At 65.3% G+C, this 22,755-nt stretch carries 18 protein-coding genes and 1 pseudogene; 10 read left to right on the top strand and 9 right to left on the bottom strand.

The genetic code is table 11. The features are described 5' to 3' along the window. Positions 1–30: 30 nt before the first annotated feature. The 3 genes and pseudogenes from KHC28_RS28085 to KHC28_RS11475 form a co-directional block, all read left to right on the top strand. Positions 31–360 (top strand): annotated as a pseudogene (locus KHC28_RS28085) (recombinase family protein); the annotation flags it as partial. Further along, positions 334–603, top strand: a complete 270-nt coding sequence (locus KHC28_RS28080; protein WP_446680408.1) for a helix-turn-helix domain-containing protein — start codon at positions 334–336, stop codon at positions 601–603. The pseudogene KHC28_RS28085 and the gene KHC28_RS28080, both read left to right, overlap by 27 nt. After that, positions 600–932, top strand: a complete 333-nt coding sequence (locus KHC28_RS11475; protein WP_214008490.1) for a DUF3768 domain-containing protein — start codon at positions 600–602, stop codon at positions 930–932. Before KHC28_RS28080 ends, KHC28_RS11475 begins: the two co-directional genes overlap by 4 nt. Before the next feature lie 104 nt (positions 933–1,036). Here the strand turns inward: KHC28_RS11475 and KHC28_RS11470 are convergent, their stop codons facing one another. Then, entirely contained in the window at positions 1,037–1,966 is a 930-nt protein-coding gene (locus tag KHC28_RS11470; RefSeq protein ID WP_214008489.1) for a LysR substrate-binding domain-containing protein, read from the bottom strand. A 91-nt stretch (positions 1,967–2,057) separates the two neighbouring features. Between KHC28_RS11470 and KHC28_RS11465 the strand changes: the two genes are divergently transcribed. Together KHC28_RS11465 and KHC28_RS11460 are read left to right on the top strand one after the other, a co-directional pair. Further along, complete coding sequence (locus KHC28_RS11465; protein ID WP_312893195.1) at positions 2,058–3,245, top strand: MFS transporter; 1,188 nt, start codon at positions 2,058–2,060, stop codon at positions 3,243–3,245. Between the two features lie 111 nt (positions 3,246–3,356). After that, positions 3,357–3,782: a GFA family protein gene (locus KHC28_RS11460; RefSeq protein WP_214008487.1), complete on the top strand. Its 426-nt coding sequence runs from the start codon at positions 3,357–3,359 to the stop codon at positions 3,780–3,782. Positions 3,783–3,938: 156 nt separating this feature from the next. On the opposite strand, the gene KHC28_RS11455 is transcribed toward KHC28_RS11460, so the two are convergent. Next, positions 3,939–4,634 carry a DUF2161 domain-containing phosphodiesterase gene (locus KHC28_RS11455; protein WP_312893166.1) on the bottom strand — a complete coding sequence of 232 codons (696 nt, stop codon included), beginning with the start codon at positions 4,632–4,634 and terminating at the stop codon, positions 3,939–3,941. A gap of 290 nt (positions 4,635–4,924) precedes the next feature. Continuing rightward, a complete protein-coding gene (locus KHC28_RS11450; RefSeq protein ID WP_214008485.1) occupies positions 4,925–5,788 on the bottom strand; it encodes a transglutaminase family protein in 864 nt (287 codons plus the stop codon). Between the two features lie 338 nt (positions 5,789–6,126). Between KHC28_RS11450 and KHC28_RS11445 the strand changes: the two genes are divergently transcribed. From KHC28_RS11445 to KHC28_RS11430, 5 genes are all read left to right on the top strand, one after another. Then, on the top strand, positions 6,127–6,339 hold the full coding sequence (locus KHC28_RS11445; protein WP_214008484.1) for a cold-shock protein: 213 nt from the start codon (positions 6,127–6,129) through the stop codon (positions 6,337–6,339). Positions 6,340–6,542: 203 nt separating this feature from the next. Beyond that, on the top strand, positions 6,543–6,671 hold the full coding sequence (locus KHC28_RS27740; protein ID WP_281419100.1) for a hypothetical protein: 129 nt from the start codon (positions 6,543–6,545) through the stop codon (positions 6,669–6,671). A gap of 9 nt (positions 6,672–6,680) precedes the next feature. Then, the gene (locus tag KHC28_RS11440) at positions 6,681–6,905 is read left to right on the top strand and encodes a hypothetical protein (protein ID WP_214008483.1); all 225 of its coding nucleotides are present in this window, start codon (positions 6,681–6,683) and stop codon (positions 6,903–6,905) included. Positions 6,906–6,960: 55 nt separating this feature from the next. Next, on the top strand, positions 6,961–7,329 hold the full coding sequence (locus tag KHC28_RS11435; RefSeq protein WP_214008482.1) for a hypothetical protein: 369 nt from the start codon (positions 6,961–6,963) through the stop codon (positions 7,327–7,329). A 70-nt stretch (positions 7,330–7,399) separates the two neighbouring features. Further along, positions 7,400–15,949, top strand: a complete 8,550-nt coding sequence (locus KHC28_RS11430) for a GH36-type glycosyl hydrolase domain-containing protein (RefSeq protein WP_214008481.1) — start codon at positions 7,400–7,402, stop codon at positions 15,947–15,949. 579 nt (positions 15,950–16,528) lie between these two features. On the opposite strand, the gene KHC28_RS11425 is transcribed toward KHC28_RS11430, so the two are convergent. From KHC28_RS11425 to KHC28_RS11400, 6 genes are read right to left on the bottom strand one after another with little or no spacing between them, the layout of a single operon-like run. Beyond that, a complete protein-coding gene (locus KHC28_RS11425) occupies positions 16,529–17,155 on the bottom strand; it encodes a VOC family protein (protein WP_214008480.1) in 627 nt (208 codons plus the stop codon). A gap of 32 nt (positions 17,156–17,187) precedes the next feature. Next, complete coding sequence (locus KHC28_RS11420; RefSeq protein ID WP_376772674.1) at positions 17,188–18,024, bottom strand: ABC transporter permease; 837 nt, start codon at positions 18,022–18,024, stop codon at positions 17,188–17,190. Between the two features lies 1 nt (position 18,025). Next, positions 18,026–19,228 carry an ABC transporter permease gene (locus tag KHC28_RS11415; RefSeq protein WP_214008479.1) on the bottom strand — a complete coding sequence of 401 codons (1,203 nt, stop codon included), beginning with the start codon at positions 19,226–19,228 and terminating at the stop codon, positions 18,026–18,028. Next, positions 19,225–20,265 (bottom strand): ABC transporter substrate-binding protein, encoded by a 1,041-nt coding sequence (locus tag KHC28_RS11410; RefSeq protein ID WP_214008478.1) that lies wholly within the window; start codon positions 20,263–20,265, stop codon positions 19,225–19,227. Before KHC28_RS11410 ends, KHC28_RS11415 begins: the two co-directional genes overlap by 4 nt. A 53-nt stretch (positions 20,266–20,318) precedes the next feature. Continuing rightward, positions 20,319–21,425, bottom strand: a complete 1,107-nt coding sequence (locus KHC28_RS11405) for an ABC transporter ATP-binding protein (protein WP_214008477.1) — start codon at positions 21,423–21,425, stop codon at positions 20,319–20,321. A 41-nt stretch (positions 21,426–21,466) separates the two neighbouring features. Further along, positions 21,467–22,747: an NAD(P)/FAD-dependent oxidoreductase gene (locus KHC28_RS11400; RefSeq protein WP_214008476.1), complete on the bottom strand. Its 1,281-nt coding sequence runs from the start codon at positions 22,745–22,747 to the stop codon at positions 21,467–21,469. Between the last annotated feature and the right edge of the window lie 8 nt (positions 22,748–22,755).

Here is a 22,755-nt window from a genome sequence, read left to right as displayed (position 1 = left end):
TACAGATCCCACGAAGCCGTTGCGCCATTTCAAACGTGCCGCGCGCTTCGACCTTTTTTGAAGGTCGAGCACTTCACCGCCGCCGGCATCGACGAACGTCATCTCCACCATGACAAAGCATCCAGTGCCCGTGACGATCGGCCGGGGCTTCAGCAGTGCCTCGTCTTCCTACGCCCCGGCGATTGTCTGGTCGTGTGGAAGCTCGACCGGCTCGGCCGCTCGCTGATCCACCTGCTCACCTTCATCGAGGACTTGAAACAGCGCGGCATCGCGTTTCGTTCGCTCACCGAGCAGATGGACACCACCACCCCGCATGGCGAGTTGCTGTTTTCGATCTTCGGCGCACTGGCGCAGTTCGAGCGGGCGCTCACTCGTGAGCGCGTCATCGCTGTCCTTGCCGCCGCCAAGCGCCGGGGCCGGCAGGGTGGGCGCCCGCGTGCCATCGATGACGAAAAGCTGCAGCAGATCCTCGCCGCCCTCGATGCCGGCGCGTCGAAAGCGAGCGTGTGCCGCAGCTTCGGGGTGGCACGCTCGACCCTCAGCGGCGCCATGGGGCGGGTCGAACATCGCTCGCGCGTCGCTATGCCGGAGCGTACGTCATGACCGATCGCCGCTCAACCATCGCCGCGCTCAACGACCGGCTGCGCACGACCCCCACCAGCGGCCACGTCATGCTGCCCCCCGGCATCCGGGCCCTGCCGATGCAAACGCAACTCGCCGTGCTCGCCAGGGTTCGCGCCTTCAGCGACTTCTCCGCCGACAACAACCCTTATGGCGAGCACGACTTTGGCGCCATCTACCATGCCGAAGCCGGCCGGATCTTGTGGAAGATCAACTATTATGACCCGACGCTCACAGCCGGCAGCACGGACCCCGCCGATCCAGCCATGACCTGTCGCGTGCTGACAATCATGCTCGCGCAGGAGTATTGAGCGCTTGCGCCAGGATTTCTCAATGCCCCGGTAGCGCCAGGAGCGGTCGTTAGCGCTCTGCCGGGAAGCGGACATTCAAACAACGCCATAATGGTGGCCAATCACTACTGGTCACCGATTTGCAGTCCGGGCGTGCTGTCGAAGCCCTCGATCCAGGCGCATACTCTGTCGCTGGCGGCGCGCAGCGGCGAGTCGAGTGGCGTATAGGCGAAGTAGCTGCGCGACGGCAGTGAGATGTCCGGAAAGGGCGTCACCAGCCGTCCCGCGCGCAGATCGTCTTCGATCAGGGCGGAAGGCGCCATCGCCACGCCAAGCCCGTCCACGGCCGCCTGGATCGACAGATAGAAGTGGTCCAGCGTCAGCGTCGCCGACGGTTCGAGAGAGCCATGCCCGGCCTTCGCCAGCCAATCGCGCCAGAGCCTCGGCATGCTGGCGACATGGAGAAGCGTGTGCCGCGCGAGATCCCCTACCTGATCCAGCGGCCGGCTTCGCAGCAGCGCGGGGCTGCAGGCGGGGAGCCGTCTCTCCGGAAGCAGCAGGCGGGCCGCGAAGCCGTGGAAGGCATCAGGCCCGCCGCGGATGATCAGGTCATAGTCGCCGGCTAGCCCGTCCACCGGCTCGTTGCCGGTCGTCAGCTCGATCTCGATCTCGGGATGCGTCTCCCGCAACAGGCCGAGCTTCGGCACCAGCCAGCGCAGGCTGAAGGTGGCGAGCGCGTTAACCCGAAGCACCACCGTGCCGCTGGCCTTCCGGCCGTGAACCGCCGCGGCCTGGGAGATGCGCTCGAGCGCGGGCTGGATTTCGGCGAGCAGCGCGCGGCCCTCCGCCGTCAAGGCAACCCCGTGGCTCAGGCGGCGGAACAACGCAGGCGGACCGAGCCATTCCTCCAGAAGCCTCATTTGCCGGCTGACCGCGCCGTGTGTAACGCCGAGCTCCGCCGCTGCATCCTTGAAGCTCGACCGGCGTGCGGCAGCTTCGAACGCCCGGACGGCGTTGAGAGGCGGCAGAGGTCGGTCTTTCGAGGGGCCCCTCATATGAGTTTTTCTAACATCGAACAGCCGAATTAGTCGTTTGCATGCGGTATTCTAGCAGGCGCAGAGTGCTGACGTGACAAATTCATCCAGCATAGCCACTTCCGCCGAGCCGTCGGCGCTGTCGCAGACGTCGCAGTCCCGCCGGCGCACTCTGGCTCTCGCCGGCCTCGCCCACGCCCTGCACGACGGCTACACCGACGCCATCTACGTGCTCCTTCCGGTCTGGCGGGCCGAGTTCGGGCTCGACTATGTTGCTCTTGCGATGCTTCGCGGCCTCTATGCCGGCGCCATGGCCGTGTTGCAGGTGCCCGCGAGCTGGCTTGCCGATCATGTCGGCGGCCGGGCCGTGCTGATCCTCGGGACGGCGCTCGCCGCAGCGGGCTATGCCCTCGCCGGGTTCAGCGGCGGCGCGATGGGGCTCTGCGTCGCGCTGTTCGTCTCCGGCGCCGGTTCCAGCGTCCAGCATCCGATCGCCTCCAGCGCGGTGTCGCGTGCCTATGGGACGGCGGCGCGCGGGCCGCTCGGCACCTATAATTTCAGCGGCGATCTCGGAAAGGCTCTCATTCCGGCCGCGCTGTCCTTCGGCCTGTCGTTCGCGCCGTGGCGGCCGGCCTTGTGGCTGCTCGCGCTGGCGGGGATCGTTGTCGCGGCCCTGCTCACACTGTCAATGCCCAGGATCGAGCCGACGCCATCGCCGCCCACCTCCACGCGGGAAGTGCCACGCCGCGACGGACGTGGTTTCCCGCTGCTGCTGGCGATCGGGGTGATCGACACCGGCGTGCGCATGGGCTTCCTGACCTTCCTGCCGTTTCTGCTGCAGCTCAAAGGGGCCTCGCAGCCGCTCATCGGCACCGCCCTTGCCCTCGTCTTCCTGGGCGGAGCGGCCGGCAAGCTCGCCTGCGGCTGGCTCGCGCAGCGCTGGGGTGTCGTCGGCGTTACCCTGTGCACCGAGGGGCTTACGGCACTGATGATCGCGCTCGCCGCCGCCCTGCCGCTCCTGCCGCTGCTGGTCATCCTGCCGCTGCTCGGGCTCACGCTGAACGGCACCTCCTCGGTACTCTACGGCACCGTGCCGGAGCTGGCGCCCACCGACCGGACCGAGCGCGCCTTCGCCATCTTCTACACGGGCGTGATCGGCTCTGGAGCACTGTCGCCGCTGCTGTTCGGCGTGGTGGGCGATCAGGCGGGGCCGGTCGTCGCGACGCTGGGAACCGCCGCCGCTGCACTGGCGAACCTGCCACTCGCCCTCGCCCTCGGGCCGAGGCTCGCAAGGCGATGAGCGGCAATCATCCCGTTGCGCTTGAGGTTGCCGGTCACGGTATGAGGCGATGCACTTTTCAAACGCAGTTTCCTAAGGCCGACGCGCGATGAAAATAGGACGAGCGACAACATGGTGAGCAACACAAACGTCCGGGCTGGCCGATGCCATTGCGGCGCGGTGCGCTTCGAGGTGTCGCTCAGCGACGGCTTCAACTCGATCCGGCGCTGCACCTGCTCCTACTGTCGCATGCGTGGTGCCGTCGTCGTGATGGCTGAAATGGGCGGGGTCGACATCCTGCAGGGCGAGGAGGTGCTGACGACCTACCGTTTCCATACTGGATCAGCGCAGCACTTCTTCTGTTCTCGCTGCGGGATCTATACGCACCATCAACGACGATCCAATCAGAACCTGTATGCCGTAAATGTCGCTTGCCTGGACGGAATGAGCCCGTTCGATTTCTCCGAGGTTCCCGTGATGGACGGCGTCAACCACACGAGCGACACCGGAAAGGCAACGCGCCGAGCCGGCACTCTCCGCTTCACGCCGGCTGGTTGACCGTCACGTATCCCAAAAGGCCTGCTCGGCAAAAGGAGCTGGCTCCGTCTTTGTCGCCGATGTTTGCCATACCCAGTGCAAGCCGCCTTGTCGTTGAGCGTCAGAAGCCGAACTTGGACGGTCGCCCGACAGCCGGCGTCGCGCGGTGCAACTCGCTTATGCAACGTTGCTTCTATTCATCCCTTCGTCGTCAGCGCATGCGGGCAAGGCCGGGCCCCATGCTGCCAGCGCGCTCCGCCCCGTTTCGGTCAGGGCATAGACGCCGCGCTCCGATCTCTCGAACCAGCCATAGACATTCCGGCGCAGGATTTTCTGCGCATCGGGAAATGACGCCTTGAGATCGCGGGGCCGCTGCGGAGCGCATGCCATCGCGGCGGCGCAGGCGAGTGCCTGCTGGCGATAGGCCGTCATGATCGGCTTGCGCGTGCCGCCGCCGGCCACCGGATCGCCCTGGCGTCGCTTGTGCTCATCCACCAGCCTTGAGCGCCGGCGGGGATCCTTGCGTGGCATTGGTGCTATCGGGGAGACAAGGATGTCGACGCGGCCGGAGTTGGAAACGCCCAGCAACCCGAAGCCGAGCCGTCGGCACAGATTGCGATAACGCGCATCGCTCTCCCGCCCCTTGCCGCGGACGGAAAGTTGCGCCGCCAGCCAGATTTCGTCGCCGGCGCTTGCCCGGTCGACGCCCTGCAGGATGAGTTCAAGATTGAACGCCATCTTCAGTTCGCAGATCACCACCACCGCATCATCGTCCCGCAGGCCGACCATGTCGCAATGCCCGACCTCGCCTTTGACGGCGTAGCCGAGTTGCTCGAGGAAGCGTTTGACGGGCTCATACAGGGACGTTTCCACATCGCGCCTCCGGTTGCAGACCGGGCCGAACATGACCCGCAAGAGGTTTAGGAGCCGCAAACGGCGACTCGGTCCCGCGGGAGAGCGGGACTGCTCATGACATTCATGTCACGATCTCCCCCTCTCGCCTGGGCTGGCCGTGCCTGTTGCGCCAAAAGCGGCAGTTCGCGCCTTGACCAAGAGCGGACGTCTAAATTTCGGGGACGACGCCTGGCGGTGCACCGCCTTGAAGGCGATACTTCCCTTGGCGCGAGCGATGGAAGGGTGGTTGGTGAGACGAGACGAAGCGCCTATGCCTGGACGGACACCTCAATGGACATGGCGTCGAAGGCATCGCTCATACCGATGAACTCGCCGACCACCGGCATCACCTGCCGGATGTCCCGCCCCACCGCGACGGGTATTAAATTTGCCCCACCAACGCTACGGTTCGTCGGGTCGAATGTGATCCAGCCGGCGCCAGGTACATAGACCTCCGCCCAAGCATGGGTCGTTCCCATGCCTGCCGACCCTGTTATCTCCAGGGAGGGGTTGTGCAGATAACCCGACACGATCCGACCCGCAAAGCCCAGCGTCCGGACCGCCTCGATGAAAAGCACGGCCATGTCGCGACAAGATCCCCATCCACGGTCCAAGGTTTGGATCGGCGATTGGGTGCCCTCATCCTCGCGCTCCTGATAGGAGATCCATTCCAGGATACCGGCATTGATATCCTTCAGAAGCGCGAGCGTGTCCGTCGGCGTGCTGCAGACGAAGGCTTCACTCCATGTCTGTAGTCGTCCTACCGGATCGGGATGCTGGGGAACGGACAGCGCGCCGAGATCGGTCCGCTCATCCGCACTGTACTGGAAAGGATGAAAGATCGCCGAAGCGGCAACGTCGAAGACCGGCCATTCCACAGCATCGAGTTCAAGCTCCGTGACGCTTTCAATGATCAGCTTGTCCGTCATAACCTGGAAGGTAGCGGTTGCCACCATGTTGCCGGCCACGTCATGCGCCCATGTCACCATCGCCTGCGGCTCCACCGTGAGCTTCATCGAACGCAGGCGAAGCTCCCGGCTTTCGCGAGGACGAAGCATGAGGCGGTGTGGGCGCAGGCTCACCGGCCGATTGTAGCCGTAGGTGGTCCGGTGGCGAATTCGCAATGTGATCATTGAATTTCCCCTTGGGTATCCCTCGGCGGCATCGATGCATTGGCCGCTGTCCACCTATGTGCTTTGGGGCCACCGACGTCACGGAAAGGATTCCGGCTCATTCCCTTTGTTTTTCTCAATTCTGGCCGGAAATTTCCAACTTCGTTGATTTAAAAATTCATTGTCCTTGCAATATTCCGTTCCGAGATACATATTGGTTGGGTCGATAAACGGCAAGATGAACATCCATCTCGCGGAATTTATTTCCGCACTGTTATGTTCTCTTTTCCTGAAAATGCGATTTCGACGGCCTGTATATTTGCAGGTAAGCCAGAATTACGATTGCGAAAGGGTATCCCATGACCACGGGAACCGTAAAATGGTTCAATGCCCAGAAGGGCTTTGGATTCATCGCGCCGGATAGCGGTGGCAGCGATGCGTTCGTTCACATCAGTGCCGTAGAACGTGCCGGTCTGAGCGAGCTGCGAGAAGGTCAGAAGGTGGGCTTCGAGCTTATCCCCGACAAGAAAAGCGGCAAGATGACCGCCGACAAGCTCCAGTCGTTGAGCTGATTGCATGGTGTTGGTGGCGCCGAACTTCAGGCCCGCCGACAAGGTCATCGTCTTCCGGTCGACCACGGATGTACCGGCGACCTCAACGAGCGATGCCGAAGCGAGCCGAGGCGCCCAGCGTCTATTGGCCCCGCGCCCCCCCGAGGTCGCGGGGTTTTTCGTGCCGTCGGATACAGATCAATGCAGCATGAAGGAAGACGGCCATGGCCAAGGGTCAGTTGCGCGGCAATCGAGAAGCGAAGAAGCCGAAGAAGAAAAAGGAGCCTGTGGCTGCTCCCGTCCTCGTGAAGGGAATGTCCGCGCCGATCGCGTTGCCAAAGAAGAAGGGGTGAGATGCTGACATGACCATTCGTGGCAAGGAAACCACGGGCACGTCCAGGCATCCGCTCAAGCCGAGCAAGCTTGAGCAGCTACAGCCTGCCGGCATCTGCCGGCTGGTGATCGACGAGGAGGAAGTTCCTGGCATTTCCTTCCCCGCCTATTGCTGTCCCGTCACGACACAGCGGCCCGCCTCACTCTGCCTGGCGATTTCGGCCGAGTTTTTAACGTCATCGCCAACGAATTGACGAAGGCGCGGAAGGTCGACCTCGACGCCTGGCCTTGTACCCAGGGATATCGACCATGGACTATCTCGGCGGACTTCGCGGGACCGGCCTTCTCCTGTGCGGAAACGCGTCGGTCGCACCAGTGCAATATGATTTCGATGGCTACCTCTCGAACTCCGGCCGGGTGACAAGCTGCGGGGAGATTCGCTTGTCGGCATCGACGCTCAGGGAAGTGTTCGGGCGCGTCGATTTGCGCTTGCGGACCGCCGAGGGACGGGTGCTCAGCCTGCAGTTCTCCGAGAGGCACCTTTCGCGGGACGACAGTGCGGCTCATGTCGATGTCCACGGTGAATTGCCGATGGCAGCCGACTGGCGCCGACGATCGGGCTGGCACGCGCCGCGGCCGGCACGCGAACCGACCCGATTCCCGATTCGTCGCCTGTAGCCATTACATCCTACGGAGATAGGCATCAGCCTGCCCATGCCTCTCGCGTATTCTTGACCGGAAGGCATATATGAATCCAATCGCCAGTCTCCGCCGTCGCTGCGGTTCATACATCTCGTTGTGGCGGAAACGCGCATGGCAAGGTTCCGCTTGGAATGATCCCGCGCCGATCCGTGAGGAACTCTTCGGCACAGAGCGGCTGGAGCAGCATGCCCGGAGCCTGGCAGCGGCTCAACCGACCACATCGCAGCCGCCATCCGTCCCCTCCCTGCATGCCCGCCTGAAAAACAACGCCGGCGCCCTGCTCGTCGCCTATCGTGCGACGGCGGCCGATGCCGAAGCCGGGCGGAGCGTTGTGCCCGCCGCCGAATGGCTGCTCGACAATTATCATCTCGTCGAAGAGCAGATACGCGAGATTCGAGACGACCTGCCGCCCGGCTATTACCGACAATTGCCGAAGCTCGCCGAAGGGCCGTTCGCCGGTTACCCGCGAGTGCTGGGCCTCGCCTGGGCCTATGTCGCGCACACGGACAGCCATTTCGATCCCGAGGCGCTGCGCCGCTTCATCGGGGCGTACCAGCAGGTCCAGCCGCTGACGATCGGCGAGCTGTGGGCGGTGGCAATCACGCTGCGCATCGTGCTCATCGAGAACCTGCGCCGGCTCGCCGATCAGATCACCACCGGGCGCCGATCACGCCGGGAGGCCGACCTGCTGGCCGACCGGCTTTTCATCTCGGGCGAAGCGCGTTCAGCGCTCGAAGCGGACATCCTGACCCGCTCGCCGGGGCCGCTGGATGAGGTCTTCGCCGCTCAGCTGGTCAAGCGACTCCGGGACCAGGACCCGCGAACGACGCCGGCACTGGGATGGCTGGAGGCACGGCTGGCAGCGCAGGGCGCTTCGGTCGACGGCGTTGTGCAGCATGCTCAACAGCGGCTCGGCGCCTCCAATGTAAGCGTGCGAAACGTCATCACCAGCATGCGGCTGATTTCCGACATCGATTGGGCCGACCTGTTCGAGAGCGTCAGCCTGGTCGACGACAGACTGCGAGCCGGCAGTGCCTTCGCTTCGATGGATTTCCCCACCCGCAATCTCTACCGCAGCGCGATTGAGCAACTCGCCCGCGGCTCCGAGCTGTCAGAGCTTGACATCGCCAAGCGCGCGCTGGAGGTCGCGGCACTGGCGGCGTCTCCGGCACAGAAGCATGCGGACGCCGACCCCATAGAGGATCCCGGCTACCATCTCATCGCCGAAGGGCGGCGCGCGTTCGAACAGGCCATCCACTTCCGCCCGCCACCTCGGCTGCGCTTGAGCCGCGTCAGCATTCGCCTCGGCATTGGCGGATATGTCGGCGCCATCCTCGCCGTCACGCTCAGTCTGATCGGGGTGGCACTTTGGGTTCTCTCCGCGGCCGGTCTCTCCGGGAGCTGGCTGGCCGTCTTCGCCCTCGTCGGCTTCGTCCCGACAAGCGAGGTGGCGACCGCGCTGGTGAACCGGGGCGTGGCATGGATGTTCGGCGCCACCATTCTGCCCGGCCTCGAGCTCGCGGATGGCGTTCCAGGGTCCCTCCGCACCCTCGTCGCCGTGCCGACGCTGCTTACCAGCGAGGCAGACCTGCAGGAGCAGATCGACAGGCTCGAGGTCCACTTTCTCTCCGGGATCGGCGGCGATCTCACCTTCGTCCTACTGTCGGACGGTATAGACGCCGATTCCGAGATCTTGCCGGGCGATGCGGCGCTGTTGGAGCTCGCAGAGCAGGGGATCGAGCAGCTAAATCTGCGCTATGGCCCAGGCCCTGCGGGTGACCGCTTTCTCCTGCTGCACCGCCGTCGCCGGTTCGACCAAGGCGAAGGCAAATGGATGGGATGGGAACGCAAGCGCGGCAAGCTGCATGAACTCAACCGCCTGCTGCGCGGCGCGGACGACACCTCCTTCCTGCCCGTCGGTGGCCGGATCCCGCATGTCCCGCAGGATGTGCGCTACGTCATCACGCTCGATGCCGACACGCGGCTGCCGCGCGACGCCGCGCTCCGGCTGGTCGGCAAGATGGCGCATCCGCTGAACCGCCCGAAATTCGATGCCGTCGGGCAACGGGTGGTCGGGGGCCACGGCATACTCCAGCCGCGCGTTACTCCCTCGCTTCCTATCGGCAGCGAGGGCTCGTTCTATCAGCGGGTCATCTCCGGCGGCGGTGGCATGGACCCTTATGCCGCGGCGGTCTCCGACGTCTATCAGGACCTGTTCGGCGAAGGCTCCTACACCGGCAAGGGAATTTACGACATCGATGCCTTCGAGGCGTCTCTCGCCGGCCGTATCCCGGAGAACACGCTGCTCAGCCACGACCTCTTCGAAGGCGTGTTTGCCCGCGCCGGCCTCGCCTCGGACGTCGAGGTCGTGGAGGAGTTCCCCTCGCGCTACGACGTTGTCGCCAAGCGGCAGCATCGCTGGATACGCGGTGACTGGCAGCTGCTTCCGTGGATTTCCAGTGTGGGAGTGGGACGGCGCGCGCTGACGCCGGTCGGTCGCTGGAAGATGTTCGACAATTTGCGCCGCTCCACGCTGGCCCCGCTGACCCTGCTGGGGCTGAGCCTATGCTGGCTGTTTCCCATGCCGGCGGCGCTCGTCGGCACCTTGCTGATGATCATGACGATCATGGTTCCCGCCGTCCTGCCGATCGCGTCTTCGGTATTTCCTCGTCACCCCGACGTAAGGCTGCGCAGCCACCTCGCCAGACTGGTGGCTGAATTGCAGCTCGCCGCCTCCCAGACATTGCTGTCGCTCGTCTTTCTGGCCGATCAGGCGTGGCGGGCGGGCGATGCCGCCATGCGCACGCTGGTGCGGCTGCTGGTGACGCGACGCCATCTGTTGGAATGGACGACCGCCGCGAAGTCCTCCGCAGTCCCCCGGCTGGATGTCCTCGGCTTCTATCGACAGATGGCCAGCGGCACCTTGCTGGCCCTTGCGATGACCGCAGGCGCGCTTGTCCTGGCGCTCGCCTCCTGGCCGCTCATCCTGCCATTTGCCCTGCTCTGGCTCGGCGCACCCCTCATGGCGCAATGGGCGAGCCGTTCGCCCAGGGTGCCGCAACACCTCGACCTTGCAGATACCGATGCCCGCGACCTACGCCTGATCGCCCGGCGCACATGGCGCTATTTCGAGACCTTCGTTACGCCGGCCGAGAACATGCTGCCGCCGGACAATTTCCAGGAAGAGCCGAAACCGATCGTCGCCCATCGGACCTCGCCGACCAATATCGGCCTCTATTTGCTCTCGGCGGTCGCCGCCCGCGACTTCGGCTGGACCGGCACGATAGAGACCATCGAGCGGCTTGAAGCGACGTTCGCCAGCTTGAAGCAGCTGCCCCGTTTCCGCGGACACTTCTTCAACTGGTACGGGACGCAAGACCTCGCCGCGTTGCCGCCGGCCTATGTCTCGTCCGTCGACAGCGGCAATCTCGCTGGCCATCTGATCGCACTCGCCAATGCCTGTGAGGAATGGAGGGATGCGCCCATCGGGGTGAACGCTCGCGCGGGCATCGCCGACGCTCTGGCGTTGGCGCGCCAGGCGATGACGGCCCTGCCGATGGTTGGCAATGCACAAGGACAGGCGCTGGCGGCGGGACTGGACGAGATCGACGCGCAGTTGAACGGCGTGCAGACACTGGAAGCGACGGCGCCCATTCTGAAGCGGCTCGCTGACAGGGCCCACAGAGTTGCGCAGGAGATCCTCCCGGCGACAGGTGGGGATGGCACTACGGACATCGCCTACTGGATCGAGACGATCGGCAGGGCGGTGAACGAATACCAGCGCGACCACCTCCAGCTCTTGGCGGCACCGGCAGCCACGAAATTGCGGCTGACCGCGCTGGCGGACACGGCCCGGACCATGGCGATGGAGATGGACTTTGCATTTCTGCTCGATCCCGAGCGGAAGCTGCTTTCCATCGGCTATTCGCTGGCAGACAACGGCCTCGACCCGAGCTGCTACGACTTGCTGGCGTCCGAAGCGCGGCTCGCCAGTTTGTTCGCCATCGCCAAGGGCGACGCACCGACCCGCCACTGGTTCCGGCTCGGTCGGCTCGCGACGCCGCTCGGCAACGGCTCGGCATTGATCTCCTGGTCGGGATCAATGTTCGAATATCTCATGCCATCGCTGGTGATGCGTGCACCAGCCGGCAGCGTGCTCGAGCAGACCAACCGCCTGGTGGTCGAGCGGCAGCAATCCTATGCCCGGTCGCTGGGCGTTCCTTGGGGCATGTCGGAATCCGCCTATAATGCGCGCGACATCGAATTTACCTATCAGTACGCCAATTTCGGCGTGCCGGGCCTCGGCCTCAAGCGCGGGCTCTCGGAGAGTGTGGTGGTCGCGCCCTATGCGACCGGCCTCGCCAGCATGGCGGATCCCGAGCGCGCGCGGCAGAATTATGCTCGCCTCGCCGAGTTGGGGGCGCAGGGCCGCTACGGCTTCTATGAGGCGCTCGACTTCACCCGTTCTCGGCTTCCGGAAGACGAGAGCGTCGCCATCGTCCGCAGCTTCATGGCCCATCACCAGGGCATGACCATCGTCGCCATCGCCAACACGCTGCTGGGTGGCGAGATGCGCGCCCGTTTCCACCGTGAGCCGATGATCCGGGCAAGCGAGCTGCTGCTACAGGAGCGCTCGCCCCGCGACGTCGTCGTGGCCCGTCCACGTGCCGAGGAAGTCCGCGCCGCGGCCGTCGATGCCCGCAGCGAAGCAGCCACGGTACGCCGCCTTGTCGCGCCCACGGCCGGTGCGCCGATCACGCATCTGCTCTCCAATGGCGGCTACGCCGTCATGATGACGGCGTCCGGCGGCGGCTATAGCCGATGGCGAGACATTGCAGTGACGCGCTGGCGCGAGGACGCCACCCGCGACGACTGGGGTTCATTCGTTTTCCTTCGCGACATGAGGAGCGGCAACGTCTGGTCCGCTACCACCCAGCCGATGGCGGGCGGCGCCAGCGAAAGCGATGTCGTGTTCGGCGAGGACCATGCCGAGTTCATCCGCCACGATGTCGGCCTGACCACGACGATGGATGTCATCGTTTCCGGCGAGCACAATGGCGAGGTCCGGCGGGTTTCACTGACCAATAGCGGGCGGCTGACCCGGAAGATCGAGCTGACCTCCTATGCCGAGCTCGTCCTGACCACGCCGGCCACCGATGAAGCCCACCCGGCCTTTGCCAAGATGTTCGTCGAGACCGAGCATCTGCCGGAGTTCGGCGCCCTCCTCGCCACGCGACGGCTCCGGACGCCGGGCGAGCCGCAGATATGGGCGGCACATTTCGCGGTGGTGGAAGGCGAGATCGCGGCTACCCCGCAATATGAGACTGACCGTGGCCGTTTCATCGGCCGCGGGCGCGACGTGGGTACGGCGGACGCCATGTCGGGCCGCCTGTCGCTGTCGAACACCGTGGGGACGGTGCTGGATCCGATCTTCTCGCTGCGTCAAAGCGTGCGCATCGCGCCGGGCAAAGTCGCACGCGTCGCCTTCTGGACCGTTGTGGCCTCGTCGCGGGCGGAACTCCTTGATCTCATCGACACGCATCATGATCGTAGTGCGTTCGACCGCGCCAAGACCTTGGCGTGGACACAGGCGCAGGTTCAGCTTCGACATCTTGACGTCAATGTGGAGGAAGCTGCCGATTTCCAGCGCCTCGCCGCTCCTCTGCTCTATGCCGATGGGCGTTTCAGGTCGCCATCCGAGACGATCCTTCGCGGAGCCGGGCCGCAATCGGGCCTCTGGCAGCATTCCATCTCCGGCGACCTGCCGATCGTGCTGCTGCGGATCGACGATATCGAGGACATCGCCCAGGTGCGCCAATTGCTGCGCGCCCATGAATACTGGCGGATGAAGCGCCTCGCCGTCGATCTCGTCATCATCAATGAGCGCTCCTCCTCCTACGTGCAGGATCTGCAAATCGCCATAGAGACGGCGGTGCGGACCAACGCATCGCGCCCACTCCTCGGGGAAGAACCGGCGCGGGGGGCCGTCTATGTGCTGCGTGCCGATCTCATGAGCGTGGAGGCACGCGCCCTTGTGCAGTCGGTTGCCCGCGTGGTGTTGCCGGCGCGGCGCGGCGCCATCGTCGACCAACTCGCTCGCGTGTACCGGGCGCCGCATCCTCCGGCCATCCGCCGCCGTGATCACAACTTGACCTCGATGCACGGTCCCGTGCCGTCGCCCGAACCGCCCACCCTCGAATTCTTTAACGGCCTAGGCGGGTTCGACAAGGGCGGGCGGGAGTATGTGACCGTCCTCGCGCAGGACCGAACGACGCCCGCACCCTGGATCAACGTGGTCGCCAATGCCGGCTTCGGCTTCCAGATTTCGGCCGAGGGCAGCGGCTACACATGGTCGGCCAATAGTCGCGAGAACCAGATCACCCAATGGTCCAACGACGCCGTCGCCGATCCGGTCGGCGAAGCCTTCTATGTGCGGGACGAGGCGACCGGCGATGTGTGGAGCCCGACGGCGCGGCCGATCCGCGACGATGGCATCTATGTCGCGCGGCACGGCTTCGGCTACAGCCGCTTCGAGCACGAGGCGAACGGCGTCGCGCTCGACCTGCTGCAATTCGTGCCGCTCGGCGACCCAATCAAGATTTCCCGCCTCAAGCTCACCAATTTGACCGACCGGCCGCGGCAGCTCTCTATTACCGGCTATGCGGAGTGGGTACTCGGCACGTCGCGCGGCGCCTCCGCCCCCTTCATCGCCACCGAGATCGACCCGCAGAACGGCGTGATGCTGGCGCGTAATCATTGGAGCGCCGCCTTCGGCTCCCGCATCGCCTTCACCGATCTCGCCGGACGGCAGACCGCGTGGACCGCGGACCGCACCGAATTCCTCGGCCGCGATGGCGGACCCGCGTCACCGCTCGGGCTTGCAAGCATGGCCCCGCTGTCCGGCAGGACCGGCGCCGGCCTCGATCCGTGCGCCGCCCTGCAGACGGTGGTGGAGCTCGGCATCGGCGAGACCGTCGAGGTCGTCTCCTTCATCGGTCAATGCGGGTCGGTGGACGAAGTCCGGGCGCTCGTCGCGCGCTATCGCCAGGCCGACCTCGATGCCGTCCTCGCCTCGGTGAGCGATCACTGGACCGCGGTGCTCGGCACCGTCCAGGTGAAGACGCCGGACCGGGCGATGGACATCATGCTGAACGGCTGGCTGCTCTACCAGACGCTGGCCTGTCGCATCACCGCGCGCTCCGCCTTCTACCAGGCGAGCGGCGCCTATGGCTTCCGCGACCAGTTGCAGGACGGCATGGCGCTGACGCTGGCACTGCCAAAGGAGACGCGCAGCCATCTCTTGCGCGCAGCCGGACGACAATTCGTCGATGGCGACGTCCAGCATTGGTGGCTGCCGCAATCGGGCCAGGGCGTGCGCACCCGCATCTCCGATGATCATGTATGGCTCGCCTTTGCCGCAGCGACCTATATTGAAAGCTCGGGCGATGCCGCGATCCTCGACGAGAGGGTACCGTATCTCGACGGGCCGCAATTGCGGCCGGAGGAGCACGAGCATTTCTTCCAGCCGATGCTGGCGGACGAGACAGCCTCACTGTTCGAGCACTGCGCCTGTGGCCTCGAGCACGCGCTTTCGCTCACCGGCGCGCATGGTCTACCGCTGATGGGCATCGGCGACTGGAACGACGGCATGAACCGCGTCGGCGAAGGCGGAAAAGGCGAGAGCGTCTGGCTCGGCTGGCTGCTGATCCGCACCATCGACATCTTTGCACCACTGGCGGAAGCACGCGATCCCGAACGCGCCCGGCGCTGGCGTGCGCATGCCGCCTCAGTGCGGCGGGCACTGGAGCGGTCAGCCTGGGATGGCGAGTGGTATCGCCGGGCAACTTTTGACGATGGTACCTGGCTCGGTTCCAAGGACAGTAGGGAATGCCGCATCGACTCCATCGCACAGTCCTGGGCCGTGCTGTCCGGCGCCGCTGATGCCCTGCGCGCCGGCATCGCGATGACCTCGCTCGAGCGTCATCTGATCCGCCGCGACGAGGGGCTGGCCCTGCTGTTCACCCCGCCCTTCGACAGAACGCCGCTCGACCCCGGCTACATCAAGGGCTACCCGCCGGGCCTGCGCGAGAATGGCGGGCAATACAGCCACGCCGCCATGTGGGCGGTCCTCGCCTTCGCAAAACTGGGCGCGGGTGACAAAGCGCATGAGCTCTTCGCACTGCTCAACCCGATCAACCATGCCCGCACGCCGGAGGAGACCGAACGCTATAAGGTCGAGCCCTACGTCGTCGCCGCCGACATCTACTCTGTCGCTCCACATATCGGCCGCGGCGGCTGGACCTGGTACACCGGTTCCGCCGGCTGGATGCACCGCGCTGGCATCGAGGGCATTCTCGGCATTCGCCGGGAGGGCGGCGTCCTCGTCGTCGCGCCCTGCATCCCCTCGGCATGGCCCGGCTTCGCAGCAACGGTGACGCTCGATGGAGCAGTCTGCACGATTGAGGTTCGGGCTATGGGAAAGGGCGATAGTGATGGACCATATTCCGTGCTTGACGGAATACGCATCCCGTTGCCCGACAAATCCGCCCGCATCCTTCTCGACGGCCTCAACCATGATTTGCTGATGATAGTCTGATATCCTAGACGGTGATTTTTCTGGCGCTCGACGATTAACCTAGCGTGCTTGCCGCCAGCCGTTGTTGTTTACGCAACCATCGCGATGGTGCCGGAAGGCATGATCGGCGCCGAGTTTACGCATTCCGCGATGGACAATGGACATTCCGGCGTTACGCGTGCTGCTCAAGATCGTCATCCTAGCCAAGACGCCGGCGGGCGACTTCGGGCCCAGCCAAACTCCCCTTGTCATGCGTGATTGCCCGAAACCGGACGTTTCCAGAGTCGGGAAAGTGTCAACACCGGCTGCCGACTTTCACCAGTGGCGTTGGGCTTCACGGCGACACCTGCCGAAAAACAGGTGTTAATCGACCATCGCCGCCGCAATCTATGACCTCGGCCTTGGCAGCCCGAAATGGTGCGCGAAAGACATCGTCGCATTGGTGGAATGTACGGAAATCCTTTGGCAGGGTTTTCAGCCGGGTCGCGCACTACCGACAGTCGCCGAGTAGCCGCGACAGCGGCAAAACACATCGACGGCCTCATGCGTCCAGGGCGAATCTTGAAGTCGACGGTGTGACAGGTCGACGCAGCCATCTCATCAAAGTCCACCTGGCAGTTCAAAGCGCCCGTTGTTGCCCTCAAAGACAGCGACAAGCGATATCATGTCGGCTTGGACAACCGGGATGTCGAGCCCCAGACGCTGATAAAGCCCACGTACCCGCTCCGGATCCGGGTGAAGCACCTTGAAGTCCGCGAGAACGCAGCCAGACGGCGCATCGGCGGACGGGTGCTTCGCCGTCCTCCATTTCTTTATGATCGGCAGGGCCGCTCCGAGATCATGGCCGGCCGGCACCTCGATAAACTCCCACTCCAGATGCTCGCCTGACGGCGTGGCGCGGGCGCCAATCGCCTTTCCGGTATCAAGACCCTCCTCCGCGAGCACTTTCGTAGCCAGCTCGAGATCGTCGGTCTGGACGGCGAACAGCATGAGCACGCGATGATCAAGCGCTTGCAGGCGGGCGCCATTGTTGTCGACGAGAGGCTGCTGCGGATCGGGACCGTCTATGGCGAGATAGGCGCCGTTGCCGATATCGAGGAGCGCGTTGCGCGTGCCCTTGCCGGGATGGGCGCCGCCGGCCGCCGCGCGCACCCCGCCCAGCGCCTCGATATCCGCCACCGCAGCATCGAGGTCGGGTGTCGCCCACGCGAAATGATCGAGCTTCATCGGGAAAATCCTCTGGCGGCAAGTGGGAGCGGCTAGGCAGGAATGCGCGCCCGCGCGACGCGCTGGGCCGTACGGCGGCGAAGGATCTCGGTGACGCCGAGCAGGACCAGCGAGAGCAGCATCATGAAGGTGGCGGCCGCCGCGAGAGCGGGACTCAATTGCTCGCGCAGACCAGTGAACATCTGCAACGGCAGCGTGCGATGGGTAGCACCGGTCAGGAACTGCGCGATGACCACCTCGTCGAAGGAGGTCACGAAGGCGAAGGCGGCCCCAGACAGCACGCCTGGCAGGATCAGCGGCAGCATCACCCGCCGGAAGGCGTGAAGCGGCGGCGCGCCGCACATACTGGCCGCGCGCATCAGGTTCGCGTCGAAGCCGGTGAGGCTGGCCGAGACGGTGACGACAACGAAGGGCGCGCCGAGAATGGTGTGGGCGAGGATCAGCCCGGCGTAGGTATTGATGAGCTCCACCTGCGCCGCGAACAGGTAGCTGCCGACGGCAGTGATGACGATCGGTGTGATCACCGGCGACATGATCAGCGCCCGCGCCAGCCGTCGGGCGGGGAAGGCTGGCGCGTCGAGCCCGAGCGCCGCCATGGTACCCAGCACGGTGGCGAGGCAGGTGGCGCCGAACCCGACGACGAGGCTGTTGACGATGGAAGCCCGCCAGCGCTCCTCCCCAAGCACTTCCTGATACCAGCGGAGCGAGAAGTCGCTCGGCGGAAACAGGAAAAAGCGCTCGCTGTTGAACGACAGCACCACCGGGATGAGGATCGGAACCACCAGGAACAGCAGCACCAGCACGGTCCAGCCGGCCAGCAGGCCGGTGCGCAGGCGGGCCGAGAACGAAACATGCATCCCGTCCGCCATGCTATTTCGCCTTCAAGCTGGAGGGCGCCAGATAGCGGCCGAAGGCGGCGTAGAGCACGAAGGTGAAGGCGAGCAGCACCACGCTCAGAGCCGCGGCCATGTGCCAGTTCAGCTCGGCATTGATGTAGTTGGCAACGCTGTTGCTGATCACCTGGTCCTGCGGGCCGCCGATCAGCGCCGGCGTGATGTAATAGCCGAGCGACAGGATGAAGGTGAGCAAGCATCCCGCCGCGACACCCGGCATAGCCTGCGGCAGGTAGATGCGCCGGAACGCGGTGAGTGGAGGCGCGCCGAGCGAATAGGCCGCCTTCAGCTGCTGCGTCGGAATGTTCTTCATCACGCTGTAGATCGGCAGGAAGGTGAAGGGCAGCTGGATATGCATCATGGCGATCAGTAGGCCGGAGGTCGAATACATCAGGCTCAGCGGTCCGAGGCCGAACAGGGCGAGGATCTGGTTGACCGCGCCTTCCTTCTGCAGCAGCACCATCCATGACGCCGTACGCACCAGCATCGAGGTCCAGAACGGCAGCAGCACCAGCGCGAGAATGAGCGTGGCCAGTGGCCGTGGGGCCTGCGCAGCGAAATAGGCCACCGGAAAGGCGAGTATGAGGGTGAGCAGCGTTACCGCCGCCGCCAGCAGGAAGGTGCGCTGGAACACCTTGAGGAAGATCGCCTGCTCGGCCGGCACGCGCTCGATGCTCCCATCAGCGCCGACCCGCAGATCGAGCGCGGCCAGCAGATGAAAGCCGGTCCATGGGCTGGTGCTCGCCTGCACCGCGCGCCAGGTGGCCGGATCGACCCAGCTCTTGTGGAGGGCAGCGAAGCGCGCCTCATCCGCCGCGGCCGGGTCGATATTGGCGCGGGCGGCGGAGACCACCCGGCTGCGGATGCCGGGAAGGCGGGTGTTCAGCGCGCGGGCGAGATCGAGCAGCGTGCCCGCCTCCCGGGCGGCGCCGAGATCGGCGGCGAAGGCCGGGTAGACGGCGGCGGGTGCGTTCCCGTCGCCGCTCCATCCCGCCAGAGCTTCGGCGGTAGCCGGTAGGCCGCGCGCCACGGTGGGATCGTAGACGCTCATCGCCAGCAGCCAAAGAATGGGGGCAAAGAACGCCAGCGCCATCAGCCCGAGCAGCGGCGCGGCAAGCAGGACGGCACGCGAGCGCGCACCGTCCCGGCCGGACCTGCCCGCGACGGGCGTATCGGTCACTGGCTCAGCCACGTATTGAACCGCTTGGTGAGTTCCTCGCCATGATCAGCCCAGAACACCGCGTCGAGCTCGAACGAGCCGGGCAGGTGATCCTTGGCATTCGGCAGATGCGGCAGGATCGCCGGATCGGCGAGTTCCGTCGCCCCCGCGACTACCGGGCCGTAGGGAATGTAGTTGGTGATGCGGACATTGTTCTCCGGCTTGGCGACATAGGCGAGATACTGGTAGGCGAGCTCGGGATGCGGCGCGCCCTTGGGGATGCTGACGACGTCATATTGCAGCATCTGTCCCTTCCACGCGATCTTGAAGGGCTTCTTGTCCTGCACGACGGCGTTGTAGATGCGTCCGTTCCAGGCGGTCGACATCACCACCTCGCGCGAGGCGAGCAGCTGCGCGGGCTGTGCACCGGCCTCCCACCACACGATGTCCTTCTTGATGGTGTCGAGCTTCTTGAAGGCGCGATCGATACCTTCCGGCGTGCCGAGCACCTCGTAAACCTTGTCGGCGGCCACGCCGTCGGCGATCAGCGCGAATTCGAGGGTGGACTGCGGCGCCTTGCGGATGCCGCGCCGGCCCGGCCAGCGCTGGAGATCGAACAGCGCCGAGACCTCGATCGGCTCGTCCTTGAGCACGGTCGGATCATAGCCAACGACGGTGCCGGTCACGTCGAGGCCGACGGCGCAGTCGAAGGCCGAGCCGCCATAGGAGGCGCGATCGGCGATCTTGGAATAGTCGATCTTCTCCAGGATGCCGCTGTCGCAGCCGACGGTGGCGAGGTCGGCGTCGAGGGTGACCAGATCGACGCTGGTGCTCTTGGTGTCCACCATCGCCTTCACCTTGGCGAGGTCGCCGAGGAACTCCTGCTCGACCACCTTCACCCCCTTCTCCTTGGCGAAGGGCTCGAACCAGGCCTGGCGCTGCGCCGCCTGCCAGGCGCCGCCCGACGACATGATGACGAGGTCGTCGGCCTGCGCGAGCGTCGCGGAGATCAGCAGCGCCGGCACGGCGCTCAGGGCAAGGAGTGTCTTCCGGTGCATTATGATGATCCTCTGGAGATTGCTTTTGTGTGGCACGCGAGGTTCGGGTCGTTTCAGGACAGCCTGAAGGGGTGGCACGCCGCCGCTGGCCAGCCGAGCTCGACCGGGCTTCCCGGTGGCAAGGCGAGCGAGGGTGACGCCTTGACCATGACGGTGACGCCGCCCTGGAGCTGGACGACGAGGCGCTGGTGATCACCGAAATAGATCCGCTCGACGACGCGGCCGGCGAAGCGGTTATCTTCCCCGGAAACCGTCCCGGCCGGCAGGATGGCGATGCTCTCGGGGCGCAGCGTCAGCCGCACGGCATCGCCGGGACCGACCTCACCGGACCGGCTCTCGATGCGCAGTCCGCTCTCCAGCCGTACGGCACAGCCCTCGGCATGCCGCTCCTCGACGGTTCCGTCGAGATGGTTGTTCTCGCCGACGAAATCCGAGACGAACAGCGTCGCGGGGCTGCGGTAGATGATGTCGGGCGTGTCGACCTGGACGAGGCGGCCATCCTGGAACACGCCGATCCGGTTCGACATGGTCAGCGCCTCGCCCTGGTCGTGGGTGACATAGATGATGGTCACGCCGAGCGAGCGGTGCAGGTGCATGAGCTCGACCTGCATGTGGTCGCGCAGCTTCTTGTCGAGGGCGCCGAGTGGCTCGTCCATCAGCACCAGCCGCGGATTGAACACCAGCGCACGGGCGAGGGCGACCCGCTGCTGCTGGCCGCCTGACAATTGTGCCGGATAACGCGCGCCGAGATGCCCCAGCTGCACCATGCCGAGCGCCTGCGCGACCTTCTCGGCAACGGCCGCGCGGCTCAGCTTGCGGACGGTGAGCGGGAAGGCGACGTTTTCCTCCACGGTCAGATGGGGGAACAGCGCGTAGTTCTGGAACACCATTCCGATGTCGCGTCGGTAGGGCGGCGTGTTGACCAGCGGGCGCCCGTCGAACAGCACCTCGCCGGCGGTTGGGGTTTCGAAGCCGGCAATGATGTTGAGCGTCGTGGTCTTGCCGGAACCGGACGGGCCGAGGAAGGTCAGGAACTCGCCCGGCTGCACCGTCAGATCGATGCCCTTCACCGCATGGAAATGGCCATAGCTCTTGTGCAGCGCCCGGATCTCCAGGCCTGCGCCCCTTGCTTCACCCGCGTGTTCCGCCCTTGCCAGCATGTGACTATCCCTTCGCGCTGCCGCGCCTGACCCGTCGTTCTCTAGAGAACATTGGCGGGTGGCAGCCATTCGCCCTTCGCGAAACGGTCGGCGACGAAGGGCTGGATGGCGGAGTTGGTCGCGCCCGTGGTGGCTAGTTGCGCCAGAGCCTTGCCGCCCACCGGTCCAAGGCCGAGGCCGTGGCCGGAGAAGCCGGTACCGATCAGCAACCCCTCGATGTTCGGGGCTGCACCGATCACCGGCACCGCATCGGGCGTGTGGTCGATGCTGCCGGCCCACCAGCTCATCAAGCCGACCGAGCGCAGGCTGGGGTAATGCTGGCGGAACATTTCGAGCACCGCGCCGACGCGTTTCATGTTCGCTGGCGGGGCGTTGGCCGGCTGCGGGGTATCGAGCACTGCTTCGGGCGCGTGGCGCCCGATCCCGAACATCGGTCCGGCATTCAGGCGCACCAGATGACGGTTCTTGTCGAACAGCGGCCGGAACCAGCGCAGCGAGGCCGGCGAGTCCCAGCGTATGTCATAGTCGGCGGCATTGTCGGCGATGTGGATGGAGCCGTCCTGTCCCTGGCGGATGCCAATGTCGACGCCCCAGATGCCGGGATCGATACGCTCCTGAATTGGCACTGTCCGGCAGACGGTGATGCGCACGCAGTCCTGCGGCACCACGACGCCGAGCGGGGCGAGCATGCGCCCGGTGGCCGCGCCGGCGGCGCAGATCACGATGCGGCTCCGGAATTCGCGCCCGCCGATCGTGACGCCGGTCACGCGACCGCCCGCCACGTTGATGGCGTCGACGCCGCGCCCGATGACGGCCTTGGCGCCGGCCTCGATCGCCGCCTCGAAGAATGCGCGTGTCGAGCGTGCCGGATCGGCTTTGCCGTCCGAGGGCGTGTACATCCCGCCGATATAGTCGTGCTGCATGTTGCCGGTGAGCGCGGTGACCTCGGCTGCCGTCACCATGCGCACGCCGATATTATAGGGCGCGGCCTGCGCCACCCACTGCTCCATGGCAGCGAGATGCTTGGGCGTGCGGGCGGTGGCGAGGTTGCCGGTCTGCATCCAGCCGACCGGACGCCCCAGTTCGGTTTCGAGGCCATTCCAAAGCCGGTTGCCCTCGATCATCAGCGGCAATTCGCGGAAGTCACGCCCCTGCTGGCGCACGAAGCCAAGGCTGCGGCCAGACTGCTGCCCGGCGACGTGGTCCTTCTCGACGATCAGCGGCTTCATGCCGTTGCGGGCGGCGTAGTAGGCCGCTGCGGCGCCGACGATTCCGCCGCCTATGACGATGCAATCCCACTCCTGCGGTGCCGGCTGTTCCATACGGGTAA

The organism is Ancylobacter sonchi, from assembly GCF_018390695.1.
Taxonomy (GTDB): Bacteria; Pseudomonadota; Alphaproteobacteria; order Rhizobiales; family Xanthobacteraceae; genus Ancylobacter; species Ancylobacter sonchi.
Note: the sequence above shows the minus strand (reverse complement) of the source record. Positions and strands in the feature narration are given on the sequence as shown.

Coding starts and splice junctions, on each gene's coding strand:
- KHC28_RS27740 (WP_281419100.1), top strand. CDS start 6,543: ATGGCCAAGGGTCAGTTGCGCGGCAATCGAGAAGCGAAGAAGCCGAAG.
- KHC28_RS11440 (WP_214008483.1), top strand. CDS start 6,681: ATGACCATTCGTGGCAAGGAAACCACGGGCACGTCCAGGCATCCGCTC.
- KHC28_RS11430 (WP_214008481.1), top strand. CDS start 7,400: ATGAATCCAATCGCCAGTCTCCGCCGTCGCTGCGGTTCATACATCTCG.
- KHC28_RS11445 (WP_214008484.1), top strand. CDS start 6,127: ATGACCACGGGAACCGTAAAATGGTTCAATGCCCAGAAGGGCTTTGGA.
- KHC28_RS11460 (WP_214008487.1), top strand. CDS start 3,357: ATGGTGAGCAACACAAACGTCCGGGCTGGCCGATGCCATTGCGGCGCG.
- KHC28_RS11410 (WP_214008478.1), bottom strand. CDS start 20,265: ATGCACCGGAAGACACTCCTTGCCCTGAGCGCCGTGCCGGCGCTGCTG.
- KHC28_RS11435 (WP_214008482.1), top strand. CDS start 6,961: ATGGACTATCTCGGCGGACTTCGCGGGACCGGCCTTCTCCTGTGCGGA.
- KHC28_RS11450 (WP_214008485.1), bottom strand. CDS start 5,788: ATGATCACATTGCGAATTCGCCACCGGACCACCTACGGCTACAATCGG.
- KHC28_RS11405 (WP_214008477.1), bottom strand. CDS start 21,425: ATGCTGGCAAGGGCGGAACACGCGGGTGAAGCAAGGGGCGCAGGCCTG.
- KHC28_RS11420 (WP_376772674.1), bottom strand. CDS start 18,024: ATGGCGGACGGGATGCATGTTTCGTTCTCGGCCCGCCTGCGCACCGGC.
- KHC28_RS11425 (WP_214008480.1), bottom strand. CDS start 17,155: ATGAAGCTCGATCATTTCGCGTGGGCGACACCCGACCTCGATGCTGCG.
- KHC28_RS11470 (WP_214008489.1), bottom strand. CDS start 1,966: ATGAGGGGCCCCTCGAAAGACCGACCTCTGCCGCCTCTCAACGCCGTC.
- KHC28_RS11475 (WP_214008490.1), top strand. CDS start 600: ATGACCGATCGCCGCTCAACCATCGCCGCGCTCAACGACCGGCTGCGC.
- KHC28_RS11400 (WP_214008476.1), bottom strand. CDS start 22,747: ATGGAACAGCCGGCACCGCAGGAGTGGGATTGCATCGTCATAGGCGGC.